General features: G+C 65.5%; 14 protein-coding genes. 12 read left to right on the top strand and 2 right to left on the bottom strand.

Translation table 11 applies throughout. From position 1 onward, the window contains the following. The first annotated feature begins 268 nt into the window (after window positions 1–268). The 9 genes from J2X45_RS09710 to J2X45_RS09750 all read left to right on the top strand — a co-directional run bounded on the left by J2X45_RS09710 (window position 269) and on the right by J2X45_RS09750 (window position 7,744). Window positions 269–1,174, top strand: coding sequence for a pyruvate, water dikinase regulatory protein (locus J2X45_RS09710; protein WP_310214089.1), 906 nt, complete (start codon window positions 269–271; stop codon window positions 1,172–1,174). Then, window positions 1,171–1,770 (top strand): Maf family protein, encoded by a 600-nt coding sequence (locus J2X45_RS09715; RefSeq protein WP_310214091.1) that lies wholly within the window; start codon window positions 1,171–1,173, stop codon window positions 1,768–1,770. The genes J2X45_RS09710 and J2X45_RS09715 overlap by 4 nt, the downstream gene beginning before the upstream one ends. After that, window positions 1,767–2,624: a shikimate dehydrogenase gene (gene aroE, locus J2X45_RS09720; RefSeq protein WP_310214092.1), complete on the top strand. Its 858-nt coding sequence runs from the start codon at window positions 1,767–1,769 to the stop codon at window positions 2,622–2,624. Before J2X45_RS09715 ends, aroE begins: the two co-directional genes overlap by 4 nt. Before the next feature lies 1 nt (window position 2,625). Then, window positions 2,626–3,225 carry a dephospho-CoA kinase gene (gene coaE, locus J2X45_RS09725; RefSeq protein ID WP_310214093.1) on the top strand — a complete coding sequence of 200 codons (600 nt, stop codon included), beginning with the start codon at window positions 2,626–2,628 and terminating at the stop codon, window positions 3,223–3,225. Window positions 3,226–3,256: 31 nt separating this feature from the next. Then, a complete protein-coding gene (dnaQ, locus tag J2X45_RS09730) occupies window positions 3,257–3,970 on the top strand; it encodes a DNA polymerase III subunit epsilon (protein WP_310214094.1) in 714 nt (237 codons plus the stop codon). A 97-nt stretch (window positions 3,971–4,067) separates the two neighbouring features. Then, window positions 4,068–4,856: an enoyl-CoA hydratase gene (locus J2X45_RS09735; RefSeq protein ID WP_310214095.1), complete on the top strand. Its 789-nt coding sequence runs from the start codon at window positions 4,068–4,070 to the stop codon at window positions 4,854–4,856. 149 nt (window positions 4,857–5,005) lie between these two features. After that, window positions 5,006–5,281 (top strand): 30S ribosomal protein S20, encoded by a 276-nt coding sequence (gene rpsT / locus J2X45_RS09740; RefSeq protein WP_004617408.1) that lies wholly within the window; start codon window positions 5,006–5,008, stop codon window positions 5,279–5,281. A 398-nt stretch (window positions 5,282–5,679) separates the two neighbouring features. Next, window positions 5,680–7,152 carry a chromosomal replication initiator protein DnaA gene (gene dnaA, locus J2X45_RS09745; RefSeq protein WP_310214096.1) on the top strand — a complete coding sequence of 491 codons (1,473 nt, stop codon included), beginning with the start codon at window positions 5,680–5,682 and terminating at the stop codon, window positions 7,150–7,152. A gap of 178 nt (window positions 7,153–7,330) precedes the next feature. Further along, on the top strand, window positions 7,331–7,744 hold the full coding sequence (locus J2X45_RS09750) for a hypothetical protein (protein WP_310214097.1): 414 nt from the start codon (window positions 7,331–7,333) through the stop codon (window positions 7,742–7,744). Window positions 7,745–7,793: 49 nt separating this feature from the next. On the opposite strand, the gene J2X45_RS09755 is transcribed toward J2X45_RS09750, so the two are convergent. Then, on the bottom strand, window positions 7,794–8,408 hold the full coding sequence (locus tag J2X45_RS09755) for an alpha-ketoglutarate-dependent dioxygenase AlkB (RefSeq protein WP_310214412.1): 615 nt from the start codon (window positions 8,406–8,408) through the stop codon (window positions 7,794–7,796). Window positions 8,409–8,821: 413 nt separating this feature from the next. On the opposite strand from J2X45_RS09755, the gene dnaK reads away from it, so the two are divergent. Both dnaK and dnaJ read left to right on the top strand, forming a co-directional pair. Further along, complete coding sequence (gene dnaK / locus J2X45_RS09760) at window positions 8,822–10,720, top strand: molecular chaperone DnaK (RefSeq protein ID WP_310214098.1); 1,899 nt, start codon at window positions 8,822–8,824, stop codon at window positions 10,718–10,720. 162 nt (window positions 10,721–10,882) lie between these two features. After that, complete coding sequence (dnaJ, locus tag J2X45_RS09765; protein ID WP_310214099.1) at window positions 10,883–12,040, top strand: molecular chaperone DnaJ; 1,158 nt, start codon at window positions 10,883–10,885, stop codon at window positions 12,038–12,040. Between the two features lie 100 nt (window positions 12,041–12,140). Here the strand turns inward: dnaJ and J2X45_RS09770 are convergent, their stop codons facing one another. After that, window positions 12,141–12,620 (bottom strand): TonB family protein, encoded by a 480-nt coding sequence (locus J2X45_RS09770; RefSeq protein ID WP_310214100.1) that lies wholly within the window; start codon window positions 12,618–12,620, stop codon window positions 12,141–12,143. 126 nt (window positions 12,621–12,746) lie between these two features. Between J2X45_RS09770 and mutS the strand changes: the two genes are divergently transcribed. Next, window positions 12,747–15,452 carry a DNA mismatch repair protein MutS gene (mutS, locus tag J2X45_RS09775; RefSeq protein WP_310214101.1) on the top strand — a complete coding sequence of 902 codons (2,706 nt, stop codon included), beginning with the start codon at window positions 12,747–12,749 and terminating at the stop codon, window positions 15,450–15,452. Window positions 15,453–15,472 lie beyond the last annotated feature (20 nt).

The following is a 15,472-nucleotide window of genomic DNA, read 5'->3' on the forward strand; positions in this document are numbered from 1 at the left end:
CTTCCCACATGGGGTTAACGCTCTGTTAATCATGTGGATGATCCAGCAGCGCCTTGAAGGCCTTAATAAATTCTTAACGCAGGGGGGCGTGCGAAAAACCCCGCGAGGGACTCGCCCCACGTCTTTGGACAACCCGGATTCAGACTTCTGGGGATGCGGCGCAGGCCTGGGGATGATAGGCGAGCAATGCGACCGTTGATCACAGCGGCGCCATGTCACGACGTCTTCGGGGCCGTTCGGCGCCCGGACGTCCCCAGAGGCAGGGCAAGTGGTTAAGCAACCGTTAACGGATGATCCACAGGAGAGTCTGGCTCAGGGTGAAGGCGAGAGGCTGCCGCCCCGTTTCGCCACCTACTTCCATATCCACCTGGTTTCGGACTCCACCGGCGAGACCCTGAACGCCATGGCTCGGGCGGTATGCGCCCGGTTCACGGACATCCTGCCGATCGAACACATCTATGCGCTGGTCCGTTCCACTCGGCAGTTGGATCGAGCGCTTGAGGAGATCGCTGGCGCGCCAGGCGTTGTGATGCACACCATCGTCGACCCTGGCCTGCGCGCCGCGCTCGAAGACGGCTGTCGCAAGCTGGAGATGCCGTGCATCGCCGCCTTGGATCCGGTGATCAGCGCCATGTCCCGCTATCTGGGCGCGCGAATCTCGACACGGGTCGGCGCCCAACACGCCTTGACCAACGACTATTTCGACCGGATCGAGGCGCTGGACTACGCCATCGCCCACGATGACGGTCAGGGCGGACAGGACCTGACCCAAGCCGACGTCATCCTGGTGGGGGTGTCGCGAACCTCCAAGACGCCGACCTGCATCTATCTGGCGCATCGCGGCGTGCGCGCGGCCAATGTGCCCCTGGTGCCAGGCCGCCCGCCGCCGCCCGAGTTGTTCGAGTTGAAGAACACCTTGATCGTCGGCCTTATCACCTCTCCTGATCGTCTGATCCAGATCCGGCGTAACCGCCTGCTCTCCCTCAAGGAGAACCGCGAAAGCGACTATGTCGACGGCGACGCGGTCCGCCAGGAGATCATCGCCGCGCGCCGTCTGTTCGAGCGTCAGAACTGGCCCGTGATCGACATCACCCGTCGCTCCGTGGAGGAGACCGCTGCGGCGGTCATCAACCTGCTTTCCGGAGGACGCGGCAAGGTCGAGGTCCTGGGATGAGCCTGATCCCCGTCACGCTCGCCTCGCAAAGCTCGGCGCGCCAGATGATCCTCCGTAACGCTGGTGTCGCCTTCGAGGCCGTCAGTCCGGGCGTCGACGAGGACGCGGCCAAGGCCGGGCTGCTGGCCGAAGAGGTCACGCCCCGCGACATCGCCGACGCCCTGGCCGAGATGAAAGCCGTCAAGGTCTCGACCAAGCGTCCGGGACTAGTCATCGGCGCGGACCAGACCCTCGACCTGAAGGGCCAGCTGATCGACAAGGCCAACTCGCTCGAAGAAGCCCGCGCGCGTCTTCTGGCGCTGCGCGGCGCCACCCACAAGCTGCACTCGGCCGTGGTGGTGGCGCGCGACGGCCAGCCGATCTGGCGGATTGTCGAAAGTGCGAAACTTTCGGTGCGTCCGTTCAGCGACGCCTGGCTCGACGCCTATATCGAACGCCGCGGCGAGGCCCTCCTCTGGTCGGTCGGCTGCTATGAACTGGAGAGCGAGGGCGTTCAGCTGTTCGACCAGATCGATGGCGACTACTTCACGATCCTGGGTCTGCCGCTGATCGGTCTGCTGGATTTCCTGCGTCTTCATGGAGCCCTGTCGGCATGAGCAATTCCCTGACAGGGGCGGCCATTGTTGGCGGCGTCTGCGGCCAGCCGATCAAGCACTCGATGAGCCCGGTGATCCATAACGCCTGGATCGCCGCCGCCGGTCTCGATGCGGCCTATGTTCCGTTTGCGCCCGCCGCCGACCGGTTCGAGACCTTTATCGACGGACTTCGAGGCGGCGCGGTGCGCGGCCTCAATGTCACCATTCCTTTCAAGGAGCGCGCCCTCGCGGCGGCCGACACCGCCAGCGATCTGGCGCGGATGGCCGGCGCCGCCAATCTGCTGCTCTTCGGGGACGATGGTCGGATCCACGCAGACAACACGGATGGTCCGGGTCTGCTGGGCGCGATTGCGGTTCAGACGCCGGGCTTCGACGTGACCGCCGCCCCACTGGTCATCCTGGGCGCAGGCGGCGCGGCGCGTGGCGCGGTGGCGGCCCTGCTGCTGGCCGGCGCGCCTGAAGTGTCTGTCGTGAACCGCACCGTCGCGCGGGCCCGGGACTTGGCCGACGCATTCGGGGAGAAGGTCCTCGCCCACGGCGAGGACTCCCTTCCCGACCTGCTACGGCGAGCGGGTCTGGTGATCAACGCCACCTCGCTGGGTCTGGGCGGCGACGCGGGACCTGCGGCCGACCTGACCTTGACCCCCGAAAGCGCTGTCGTAATGGACATGGTGTACAAGCCGCTGCGAACCGAGTTCCTGCGCCGCGCTCAGGCCGCTGGCCGCCGCACGGTGGACGGGCTGGAGATGCTGCTGCGCCAGGCGATCCCGACGTTCGAGGCGATCTATGGCCAGGCCCCCTCCTCCGCAGTCGACGTCAGGAGCTTGGCGCTCAAGCTGTTGGGAGAGGCCTGACATGTTGATCCTTGGGCTGACCGGTTCGATCGGCATGGGTAAGTCGACAACCTCCAGGATGTTCCAGGACGAAGGCGTGCCGGTCTACGACGCCGACGCGGCTGTCCACGCCCTCTACGCGACGGGCGGAGCCGCCGTCGCGCCGGTGGAGGCGGCCTTTCCCGGGGTCGTCGTGAATGGCGCGATCGACCGGGCCAAGCTCAGCGCGGAGGTCGTTGGAAACGCCGAAGCCCTGGCCAAGCTGGAGGCGATCGTTCACCCGCTCGTCGGCGCCCACCGCATAGGCTTCTTCGAGGAGGCCAAGGCGAAGGGCCATGAGATCGTGGTGCTCGACATCCCGCTACTGTTCGAAACGGGCGGCGAGAAGCGTGTCGACAAGGTGGTTGTGGTGTCAGCTCCCGCAGACGTTCAGCGGGAGCGCGTCCTGGCCCGTCCGGAGATGACGGCGGAAAAGTTCGAAGCCATCCTGGCGCGCCAGACGCCAGATGCGGAAAAGCGTGCGCGCGCTGATTTCGTCATCGACACAGGGCAAGGCCTAGACCACGCGCGCCGGCAGGTCCGCGACCTTCTGACTCTGTTGAGAACCGCTCCCTCGGCTTGAAGCGGGCCGCGAACGGCTCCATTGAAGGGCCATGGCCCGCGAGATCATCCTCGATACCGAAACCACCGGTTTCGACCCCAAGACCGGCGACCGCCTGGTCGAAATCGGCTGCATCGAGGTGGTCGACTTCATGCCGACCGGGCGATCGTTCCACGAGTATTGCGACCCGCTGCGTGACATGCCGGCCGAGGCCGAGAAGGTGCACGGCCTGTCCAGCGCCTTTCTGACCGGCAAGCCGAAATTTCACGAGATCGCCGACCGGTTTCTCGACTTCGTCGGCGATAGCGTGGTCGTGGCGCACAACGCCGCCTTCGACCGGCAGTTCGTGAATTTCGAACTGGAGAAATGCGGCAAGGCGCCGATCCTGGAAGAGCGCTGGGTCGACACCCTGGCCATGGCCAAGAAGCGCTTTCCAGGCATGTACAACTCGCTCGACGCGCTCTGTAAGCGCTTCAAGATCAGCCTGGACAGCCGCGACAAGCACGGCGCCTTGATCGACGCCCACCTTTTGGCCGAGGTGTATTTGGAGCTGCAGGGCGGCAAGGAGCGCGCCCTCGAACTCACCCACTCCGTCGGGGTGTTGGCCGTCTCTGCTGCGGTCCAGGGTTCGTATGGCGCCCGTTCCAGGCCTTTGGCGCCGCGCTCCACCGACGCTGAGCGCGAAGTCCACGCCGCGTGGGTTCGCAAGAACCTCAAGGACAAAGCGCTCTGGATCCAGTTTGGCGTCGTCGCGGCCGAGGGTTAGGCCTCGCGTATCTTGGAGCGCGTGCGGCTTTGAAGCCGGGGGCTCGCCAAGGCGTCAGCCCACTCTATAACTGCGCCGGTTCAAGCAGGAGAACCCGATGGCCCAGTTCCAGACCCTGATCGTCGAAGCGCCGGAGAGCGCGCCTGGCGTCACCCTGATCCGTCTCAACCGCCCGGAGGCGTTGAACGCACTCAACACCGTCCTGCTGGGCGAGCTGGCCCAGGCGCTGGCGACCGCCGAGGCCGATGATGGGGTGGGCTGCATCGTCCTGACGGGATCGGCCAAGGCCTTCGCCGCGGGCGCTGACATCAAGGAGATGTCGGACAAGAGCTACGCCCAGATGTTCAAGGCCGACTTCTTCACGGCCGGGGCTCGCGCGATCGAGCAGTGCCGCAAGCCAATCATCGCCGCGGTGGCAGGCTACGCCCTGGGCGGCGGCTGCGAGCTGGCGATGATGTGCGACTTCATCCTGGCCGCCGACACCGCCAAGTTCGGTCAGCCCGAAATCAATCTGGGCGTCGCCCCTGGCATTGGCGGCACCCAGCGCCTGACCCGCTTTGTGGGGAAGTCCAAGGCCATGGACATGATCCTGACCGGCCGAATGATGGGCGCGGAAGAAGCCGAGCGGTCGGGCCTGGTCTCGCGCATCTTCCCCGCCGACAGCTTGGTCGATGAGACCTTGGCGATCGCCGCGAAGATCGCCAGTCAATCGCCGCTGGCTGTGGCGATGAACAAGGAGCTCGTCGAAGCCGCCTATGAAACGACGCTGACAACCGGCGTCGCCTTGGAGCGCCGACTGTTTCATTCGCTGTTCGCGTTCGAAGATCAGAAGGAAGGCATGACAGCCTTCGTCGAGAAGCGTAAACCCGCGTTCAAGGGCGTGTGATCCTGAACCGAAACGGTGACGGCGAAGCGACCTCGGGAATCCTGCCTGTGGACCGTTGACCCCGGCCAGCGCTTCCCGTATATCCGCGCGCTCACATTTCCACCTGCTTCGCGGCCGCCCGCGCGGCTGTCCGTTTGAAGGTCCGACCAATGGCCAATAATCCCGGCGCCAAGAAAGCGATCCGCAAGATCGCTCGCCGCACTGAAGTCAACACCGCTCGCCGCTCGCGCGTCCGCACCTTCCTGCGCAAGTTTGAAGACGCGATCGCCAAGGGTGACGTCGCCGTCGCCAAGGCCGCGTTCGTAGAGGCCCAGTCCGAGCTGATGCGCGCCGTTTCGAAGGGCGTGGTTCACCCCAACACGGGCTCGCGGAAGGTCTCGCGCCTGGCCGCCCGCCTGAAGAAGCTGGACAAGGCCGCCGCCTAGTCAAGATTCTGGACGAACCCCGTTCGTTCAATCTTTTCAAAGATTTACAAAGGCCGATCAGGGCAACCTGGTCGGCTTTTGCTTTGAATCCAACGTTCTATTCCTAGTGTTGCAATCTGTGATCTGAGTAGTCGAAGACGCTATTCCCTTGCGGGGCGAGGGCCTCTCGCGAGTCAACAGAAATATCCGCGATCGGACGCAAGTTTTCCGTTTGACCGGCCCGGACCGCTAGCTAGTTTAAGGGTCTCAACGCTCTTCCAGTCTTGGACAAAACAAGGCGGCGGCGGACCGATCGTGTTCGCCGAGTAAGAACCTGTGCGCGTTGGGAAAAACGGTCGCGCGCCATGGGGGGCGGCGGCTGAGATGCGGCGATTGTTTTTGTGCAAGGCGGTGAACGAATGACCATGAAGGGCGGGGTTGCCAGCCAGGACTTCTCGGCGGCGATCGCGACGGCGTGCGAGCCGTCGGCGAGCGTGTGGTCGAAGGTTTGCGTGGCTTTGAAGCGCGAGCTGGGTGATGCGGCCTTTGGGTCGTGGATCGCTCCGGCGATGCTGCGCGAGGCCGCCACCGGCGACGTCGTTCTTGTTACCTCGACGGGCATCGCCCGCGACTGGATTCGTCGCAGCGCCTGGCGTCGGATCGGTGAGCTTTGGACCGCGCATGATGCGACAGGTCGTCGCATCGAGCTGAAGTCGCGCCTGGAATTCGAGGCTGCGGCGGGTGTCTATGTCGAGGCCGCCCCCAAGGCCGTCGCCGCCGAACCGATCGAGATTGTCCTTCCCGTGTCGACCGACGCCCCGAGCGTCGTTGCGCCCAGCGCGAAGTCGCCGCGCACTCAGGGCCTGCAGGAACGCTTCACCTTCGAGACCTTCGTACCCGGTCCGGCCAACGAATTCGCGCACGCGGTTGCGCGTCGGATCGCCAACTGGGCTGACGGTCACTTCAATCCCGTGCTGTTCCATGGCCCCTATGGCTTCGGCAAGACGCACCTGCTGAACGCCCTCGCCTGGGAAGCCATGCGCAACGCGCCCGACAAGCGCGTGGTCTATCTGACCGCAGAACGTTTCCTCTCGACGTTCGTGCGCGCGGTCATGGACCGCCAGACCGCAGCCTTCAAGGAAGAGCTGCGCGCTGCGGACCTTCTGATCATCGACGATGTCCACTTCATCGCCGGCAAGCAGTCGACCCAGGAAGAGCTGTTCCACACTTTGACCGCGCTGGTGGGAGAGGGCGGCCGCGTCGTTTTCTCAGCTGATCGTCCGCCGTCGGCGATGACCGAGATGGACGCGCACCTCCGCTCGCACCTGTCGGCGGGTCTGGTCTGCGGCCTCGAGCCGGCCGACCGCAATCTGCGGCTTGGGATCCTGGAGCGTAAGATCCAGACCTTGGCGGCGGCGCACGGTTTTGACCCGACCATGCGGCCCGAAGTCATGCAGTTCCTCGCCGATCGTTTCACGGACAGCGTCCGCGAGCTGGAAGGCGCCTTGAACACGCTGTCGGCCCGGGCCGGCGAGGGGCTTTCGCGGATGACGCTGGACGAGGTGCAGGCGATCCTGCGTCCGCACCTGCGTTCGGGTGAAAAGCGCATCACCATCGACGACATCCAGAAGGCCACCGCCGAGCACTACGGTATGAAGCAGGCCGACCTGCTGAGCGAGCGCCGCAACCGCGCCGTCGCCCGTCCCCGGCAGGCCGCCATGTGGTTGGCCAAGCAGCTCACCACCCGCTCGCTGCCGGACATCGGCCGTCGGTTTGGCGGCCGCGATCACACGACGGTACTCCACGCCGTGCGTCGGATCGAAGCGCTGCGCGCCGAGGACAGCGCCTTGAGCCACGATCTCGAGACGCTGACTCGCAAGCTCCGGGGCTAGAGCGCCCGACGCTTCCAAGAGCAGGCTCTAAAAAAGGGATCGCGCCGAAAGCGCGGTCCTTTTTTTCTGGTCGCATGGTCACCCCGTACGGCTGACGACGTGACGTTTCTGCGATTGACCGAAAACTATTTTGGGTTGAGCCTTGTCCTCAGGTTGAATGGTGAGACGGGGGTTTACGGTGGGCGCAGCGACAAAGGGACTGGCGTTGGTATTAGCCCTGGGGCTTTCGGCGGCCACAGGCGCGCAGGCCAGAGACGCCAAGGGCGAAGCGAAGTTGGCCAAGTTGCTGGAGGGGCGAACGGTTCGCGCCGGGCTGCCTTGCCTTGAGGTCCGCAAGATCATCACCACCGAGATCATCACGGGCACGGCGATTGTCTACCGGCTTCGCGGCAGCCCAACCCTGTATGTGAACCGTCCCACGGCGGGTCTCGAAGACCTGAACTCGAACAACGCGCTGATGCTCAATCAGGCGGTGACCCTCTGCGAAGGCAATAACCTGCCGACCGGGGATAACGGCGGGCGTGGAGCGGGCCCTGGCTACAACGGCGGCGTTCGACTCGGCGAATTTGTCCCCTACGTGAAGGACAACTAGTTTCGACATTGCCTAGGGCCACGCCGATCAATCGCTGTGCGAGGGGCGTCTAACGCGCTCTGCGCAGGGTCAGGTTGATCCGGCCGCCGCCGGGGATCAGCCGGGATGAGCCCGGCAGGATACGGTCGACCCCGTGGAAGGACAGTCGCGCGGGCCCCGACAGGCGACATATATCCCCTGAAACCAACTTTAGACTTCTGGTGGGATCCTTGCGATTGGCGCCCCCGATCCTGAAGACGGCCGTATCGCCCAGAGAGATCGAGAGCACCGGAAATCGTGGGTCCGCCTCGTCACGGTCCTGGTGAAGTCCCATCCGGGCGCCGTCTCGATAGAGATTGACCAGGCAGGAGTCCGGGGGTGTCTCCGGGTCGCCAAGCGCGCGCCAGAGATCCAGCAGCGCCTGCGGCATGCTCGGCCACGGTCTGCCCGTACCCGGATGACGATCCAGATAGCGATAGCCGCCGGCGTCGCTGGTCCAACCAACGGCTCCCAGGGCGGTCATCGCCACGCTCATGGGTTTTCCGTAGGCGGTCGCATAGTGGTTGAAGGGCGCCTCACGCGCTGCGGCGAAAACCGCCTGGACCAGCGTGTCCTGCGCGGAAGCGTCAAGAAAGCCTGGCCAGACGTCAAAACCAGGCGTGACGACGAGGGGCTTTGCCATGATCGGGGTTCACGTCGAAGCGTCTGGCGACGATCCGCAAAGGTTGCACGGGACGCCTGTGAGGGGGGCGCATCATCCTGGCCCTCTCGAGACAGCCTTTACCTAGGCGGCGAGCCGCGCCTGCGCACCGGGTGCGGCCATTTTTCTTCACCCGGAAGCCAGATTCCCCCTCCCTGCGAGGGGTTATGGGCTTGCGCGGCGGCGCCCATCCCCCATATCCGGCTTCGAAGCGGGGTTGACGGGCTCGTCAACTTCGCACAACGCATTCCGCCCGTTCGATTTTCGTCGACGGCGCGGAGCGCGGAACTTGAACCGTAATGAGTGCGAAGCCACTGGGGACGGAGCGAGAAAAACCGGGGCGCTTCTGAGAAGGCCCTTGTCACCGCCGTCCGCCTAAAGGAGCGACAGGTACGAAGATGAGCAAGATTATCGGTATCGACCTTGGCACCACGAACTCGTGCGTGGCCATCATGGACGGCAAGAACCCCAAGGTGATCGAGAACGCCGAGGGCGCTCGCACCACCCCGTCGGTCGTCGCCTTCCTCGAGGACGGCGAGCGCCTGATCGGCCAGCCCGCCAAGCGCCAAGCCGTCACCAATCCGACCAACACGCTGTTCGCGATTAAGCGCCTGATCGGCCGCACCGCCAGCGATCCGGTGGTCGAGAAGGACAAGGGCATGGTGCCCTATGAGATCATCAAGGGCCCGACCGGCGACGCCTGGGTCAAGGCGCACGGCAAGGACTACAGCCCGCAGGAAGTGTCGGCCTTCATCCTGCAAAAGATGAAGGAAGCCGCCGAAGCCCATCTGGGCGAGCCGGTGACCAAGGCGGTCATCACCGTTCCGGCTTACTTCAACGACGCCCAGCGTCAGGCCACCAAGGACGCCGGCAAGATCGCCGGCCTGGAAGTCCTGCGCATCATCAACGAACCGACCGCCGCGGCCCTGGCCTATGGTCTGGACAAGAACGACGGCAAAAAGATCGCGGTCTACGACCTGGGCGGCGGCACCTTCGACGTGTCGATCCTGGAAATCGGCGACGGCGTCTTCGAGGTGAAGTCGACGAACGGCGACACCTTCCTGGGCGGTGAAGACTTCGACCTTCGGATCGTCGACTACCTGGCCGACGAGTTCAAGAAGGAGCAGGGCGTCGACCTGCGCAAGGACAAGCTGGCCCTCCAGCGCCTGCGCGAAGAGGCGGAAAAGGCCAAGAAGGAGCTGTCCTCGACGGCTCAGTACGAGGTCAACCTGCCGTTCATCAGCATGAACGCCTCGGGTCCGCTGCACCTGAACATCAAGCTGTCGCGCGCCAAGCTGGAAGCCCTGGTCGACGACCTGATCGCCCGCACCATCGGTCCGTGCGAACAGGCGCTGAAAGACGCTGGCCTGAAGAAGAGCGACATCGACGAAGTAATCCTGGTCGGCGGCATGAGCCGCATGCCCAAGGTCCAGCAGGCGGTGCAGGACTTCTTCGGTCGCGAGCCCCACAAGGGCGTGAACCCCGATGAAGTCGTGGCGCTGGGCGCAGCCGTTCAGGCTGGCGTCCTGCAAGGCGACGTCAAGGACGTTCTGCTGCTGGACGTGACCCCGCTGACCCTGGGCATCGAGACCCTCGGCGGTGTGTTCACCCCGCTGATCGAACGCAACACCACGATCCCGACCAAGCGCTCGCAGACCTTCTCGACCGCCGACGACAACCAGTCGGCTGTGACGATCCGCGTGTTCCAGGGCGAACGTCCGATGGCCGCCGACAACAAGATCCTGGGTCAGTTCGACCTGGTCGGCATTCCGCCGGCGCCGCGCGGCGTGCCGCAGATCGAGGTCACCTTCGACATCGACGCCAACGGCATCGTCCAGGTCCACGCCAAGGACAAGGCGACCAACAAGGAGCACTCGATCCGCATCCAGGCCAATGGCGGCCTCTCGGACGCGGACATCGAGCGCATGGTCAAGGAAGCCGAGGCCAACAAGGCTGCGGACGAAAACAAGAAGAAGCTGGTCGAAGCCAAGAACCAGGGCGAGGCCATCGTGCACTCGACTGAGAAGGCCCTGGCCGAGCATGGCGACAAGGTCGGCGCGACCGAAAAGACCGCGATCGAGACCGGGATCACCGAGCTGAAGACCGCTCTGGAAGGCGAAGACGTCGAGGCCATCCAGGCCAAGACCCAAGCCCTGATCCAAGCCTCGATGAAGCTGGGCGAGGCCATGTACGCCGCCCAACAGGGTTCGGCCGACGGCGCTGACGCCAAGGCCGAGGACGACGGCGTGGTCGACGCCGAGTTCGAGGAAGTCGACGACAACAAGCCGGCGGCCTAAAGTCGCCATGCGCGCGCCGCGGGACAATCCTGATCGATCTGTTCCGCGGCCGCGACCTTCTGTCTCCCCTCCCGCGAGCGCCTTGCGCCGGGCTCGGAGCTATCCCACCTCTCTCCCTGTAATCACCACTCCCGTGGGCCTTTTGGGCGCCAGACGCTGACAATGCGCGACTATTACGAAATTCTCGGCGTGACCCGGACTGTCGATGAGGCAGGTCTGAAGTCCGCGTTCCGCAAGCTGGCGATGGAGCATCACCCTGACCGCAACGGCGGTTGCGAAAACGCAGCCGGGCGGTTCAAGGAGATCAACGAAGCCTATTCGGTCCTTTCCGATCCCCAGAAGCGTGCGGCCTATGACCGCTTTGGTCATGCCGGCGTCAATGGTCCGCAAGGCGGCCCAGGCGGGTTCGGCGGCCAGGGCTTCGACGCCAGCGATATTTTCAACGACGTCTTCGGAGACGTGTTCGGCGAGATGTTCGGCGGCGGTCGTCGCCAGTCGAACGGTCCCCAGCGCGGCCAAGACCTGCGCTACGACCTGGAAATCAGCCTCGAGCAGGCCTATGCGGGCGCCGAGGTCGAGATCACCGTCCCTGCCGCCATGACCTGTGAGGTCTGCGAGGGTTCTGGCGCCAAGCCAGGCACCAGTCCCACGGTCTGCGGCACCTGCGGCGGCGCCGGCCGGGTTCGCGCCACCCAGGGCTTTTTCGCAGTCGAGCGCGGCTGTCCCCGCTGCGGCGGCTCGGGCCGCATGGTGCTCGACCCCTGCTCCAACTGTCACGGTCATGGCCAGGTGCGCCGCGAGCGCGTCCTGTCGGTCCGCATCCCCGCCGGCGTCGATGACGGGGCCCGCATCCGCCTGGCCGGAGAAGGTGATGCAGGCGCGCGCGGCGGCCCGCGCGGCGACCTCTACATTTTCCTCTCGGTGACGCCGCACGAGCTTTTCGAGCGCGATGGCCTTGACCTGCTCTGCACCGTGCCGGTCCCGATGACGACCGCCGCCCTGGGCGGTGAGATCGAGGCGCCGTGCCTGTTGGGCGGCGAGTCCTGTGACGGCCAATGCAAGGTCATGGTCCAGGTGCCGGAAGGCGCCCAGACCGGCAAGACCGTGCGTCTCAAGGGCAAGGGCATGCCGTCCCTGCGCAGCCGCCAGCGCGGCGACCTTGTGGTCGAGCTGTTCGTCGAAACCCCGACCCACCTGTCGGCGCGTCAGAAGGAACTGATGCGCGAGCTGGCGGGCCTGTGCGGCGAGAAACAGAATCCCAAGTCCGCAAACTTCGTCGGCAAGGCCAAGCGCTTCTGGGAAGAGGTCACGGGGAGCTAGAGCATTTTTCGAGCGAAGTGGTTCCGGTTCGCGTGAAGAAAAATGCGTCAAAACAAAAGATTAGAGCTCACGGCCTGACGCAGTCAGGTCGTGAAATGCTCTAGCGCCGCGTCGCCGCGCGATTGTGATAGCGGCCAAGGATCCGGATGATCGCGACCAAGAGAACGGTCGATACGATCGCGACGGTGGCCCCGCCCTGAACCAGAAACTTCGCCTCCTGTCCGGTTGCCCAGCCCACTGTCGAGCCCTCTGGAGTCTGGAAGACCAGCGGAATGGTCACCTCACCGGCGTTCGCGCGGAGATCATCGGGCGGGATCATCCGGAATTTCGGCGCCAAGCGTAGTGCGGCTTGCCCAAACTGTTCGCCTGCGGGTGTTTCGCTGGCGATGCGACATTCGGAAAGCCGCCCGTCGCCCTTGACCTGACAGACCATCGTCACCTTGCCCGATATGTCTCGGCGAGCTGCTCGGGGAGGGTAGAAGGCCGCCATGTCATCCCCCGAGGGTTTTTCCAACCAGTCTGGTCGGTAGATCCCCATGGCCTCTGGCCTCGGCGGTAGTGATTGGCGCGCGGCGTTCATGGCGCAAGCTCAACCCTTGAGCGATAGATCGTCAAGCACGCTTCTTGCGGTGACTGAACGCCACCCCCTGAATTCCTTAACGCCGACTCTTAACGCGAGGCGCGACGCTCTGTAGTTTCCGCAGCGATGAACGCCCACGCCACGCCGACCCCTGCCCACGAGATCGACCCCACCGGCGCAACGCCGGTGATGGCGCAGTTCTTCGAGATGAAGGCGCGTCAGCCCGATGCGCTGATCTTCTTCCGCATGGGCGACTTCTACGAGCTGTTCTTCGACGACGCCTACAAGGCCGCCGCCGCTCTGGGCATCAGCCAGACGTTCCGGGGGACGCACAACGGCCAGCCTATCCCGATGGCGGGCGTGCCGCAGCACGCGGCCGAGGCTTATCTCTCCAAGCTGATCCGCCTGGGCTTCAAGGTCGCCGTCTGCGAGCAGATGGAAGACCCCGCCGAGGCCAAGAAGCGCGGCTCCAAGGCGGTAGTGCGCCGCGACATCGTCCGGGTCGTGACACCGGGCACCCTGACCGAGGATGGGCTCCTGGACGCCCGTGGCGCCAATCGTCTGGCGGCGGTCGCCCTGCGCGCAGGACAAGCGGCCGTAGCGTCGGTGGAACTCTCCACCGGCGAGGTCGAGGTCTTCGCCTTGGCCAAGGAGGGCGTCGCCCCGATCCTCGCGGCCCTGGCTCCGTCCGAGACCCTGGTCGCCGACCGCCTGCTGTCCGACGACAGTCTGTCCCAGGCCCTGAAGATTTGCGGCGGCCTCGTGCAGCCCATGCCGTCGGCCCTCTCCGAGCCGCAGGCCTCTGAAACCCGGGTCAAGCGGCTCTACGGGGTTGAAACTCTGGACGGCTTCGGTGGCCTGTCTCCGGCCGAGATCGGCGCCCTGGGCCTGATCGCCGCCCACCTGGAAATGACCCAGGCTGGCCGGTTGCCGGCGCTGCGCGCGCCTCGGCGGGCGGCTGACGCTGACGTGATGGCGATTGATCCTGCCACCCGATCCAGCCTCGAGATCGACCGCACCCAAAGTGGCGATCGCAACGGTTCGCTGCTGGCGGCGATCGACCGCACGGTCACGGCCGGCGGCGCGCGCCTGCTGGCCTCGCGCTTGGCCCGTCCGCTGCTGGATGTCGCCGCCATCGACCAGCGCCTGGATGCGGTCGAATGGTTTGTCGAGCACCGCCAGCTGCGCCAACGTCTGCGCGAGGTGCTCAAGGGCGCGGGTGATATGGCTCGGGCGCTTTCGCGTCTGGCCCTGGGCCGCGGCGGTCCGCGTGATCTGGGCTGCATCCGCGACACGCTAAAGGTGGGTGAGCGACTCGCCGGCATGGCCGGCGGATCTCCCGATCCGCTGTCGCCGCCGCCCTTTGAATTGGAGCACGTCTTCAAGGCCCTGACGCCGGCCCTGCATGAGGGTCTGTCGTCGTTTCTGAACACGCTGGAGCAGGGTCTGGGCGCCGACCTTCCGGCGCTAGCCCGCGACGGCGGTTTCGTCGCCTCGGGTGTGCGGCCCGAACTGGATCAAGCCCGCAGTCTGCGCGACGACAGCCGCAAGGTCATCGCCGCCCTGGAGTCCCAGCTCGCCCTGGAAAGCGGCGTGCCGCTCAAGATCCGCCACAACGGCGTGCTGGGCTACTTCGTCGAGGCGACCGCCGGCAAGGCCGACCCGCTGTTCCAGCCGCCGCTGAACGCCACCTTTATCCACCGTCAAACCTTGGCCAATCAGGTGCGGTTCACCACGGTGGAGCTCGCCGACCTCGACGCCCGGATCGCTCAGGCCGCCGAGCGGGCGCTGGCGATGGAAGTGGCCGCCTTCGAGGACTGGCGCGAACAGGCCCGCATGCTGGCCGACGCGATCCAGATCGCCTCTGAGGCCCTGGCCCGCCTGGACGTCGCTTCCAGCCTGGCTGAATGGGCCGAGGACGCCGGCGCCGTGCGCCCGATCGTGGACAGGTCCCTGGCCTTCGACGCCAAGGCCGCCCGCCACCCGGTGGTCGAGGCCGCCGTCAAGCGCGCGGGCGAGCCCTACACGCCCAACGATTGCTGTCTGGACGCCTCGGGCGAGACGGGCGCGCGTCTTTCGATCGTCACCGGCCCGAACATGGCCGGTAAGTCGACCTTCCTGCGCCAGAACGCCCTGCTGGCGATCCTGGCCCAGTCGGGCTGCTACGTGCCCGCCGCCAGCTTCCGGCTGGGCGTGGTCGATCGCCTGTTCAGCCGCGTCGGCGCGGGCGATGACCTGGCGCGCGGCCGCTCGACCTTCATGATGGAGATGGTCGAGACTGCGGCGATCCTGACCCAGGCGGGACCGCGCAGCCTGGTGATCCTGGACGAGATTGGCCGGGGCACGGCCACCTATGATGGTCTGGCGATCGCCTGGGCGTGCGCCGAGGCCCTGCACGACGTGAACCGTTGCCGCGCCCTGTTCGCCACGCACTATCATGAGCTGGCGACGCTGGAGGAGCGGATGAGCTTCGTCTCCAACCTCTCCCTGCGCGCCAAGGAGTGGAACGGCGATCTGGTCTTCCTTCACGAAGCCGCGCCAGGACCCGCCGATCGCTCTTACGGCGTCCAGGTGGCCAAGCTGGCCGGTGTTCCGGCGCCCGTGGTGGTTCGCGCCCGAGAAGTTCTCGATCGCCTGGAGAGCAAGGACCAGTCGCCGGCCAAGCTGGATGACCTGCCGCTGTTCGCCATGAGTCAGGCCGTGACCCAGGCGCCCGCCAAGGCGGCGCCAAGCGCCGTCGAGACCTCTCTGGCGGACCTCGACATTGACGGCATGAGCCCGCGCGAGGCCTTGGAGGCGCTTTATCGTCTTAAGGGTCTGCTCAGGGCCTAGGATGTAACCATATTACCCGC

The sequence above is a fragment of the Caulobacter sp. BE264 genome, assembly GCF_031457805.1.
Taxonomy (GTDB): Bacteria; Pseudomonadota; Alphaproteobacteria; order Caulobacterales; family Caulobacteraceae; genus Caulobacter.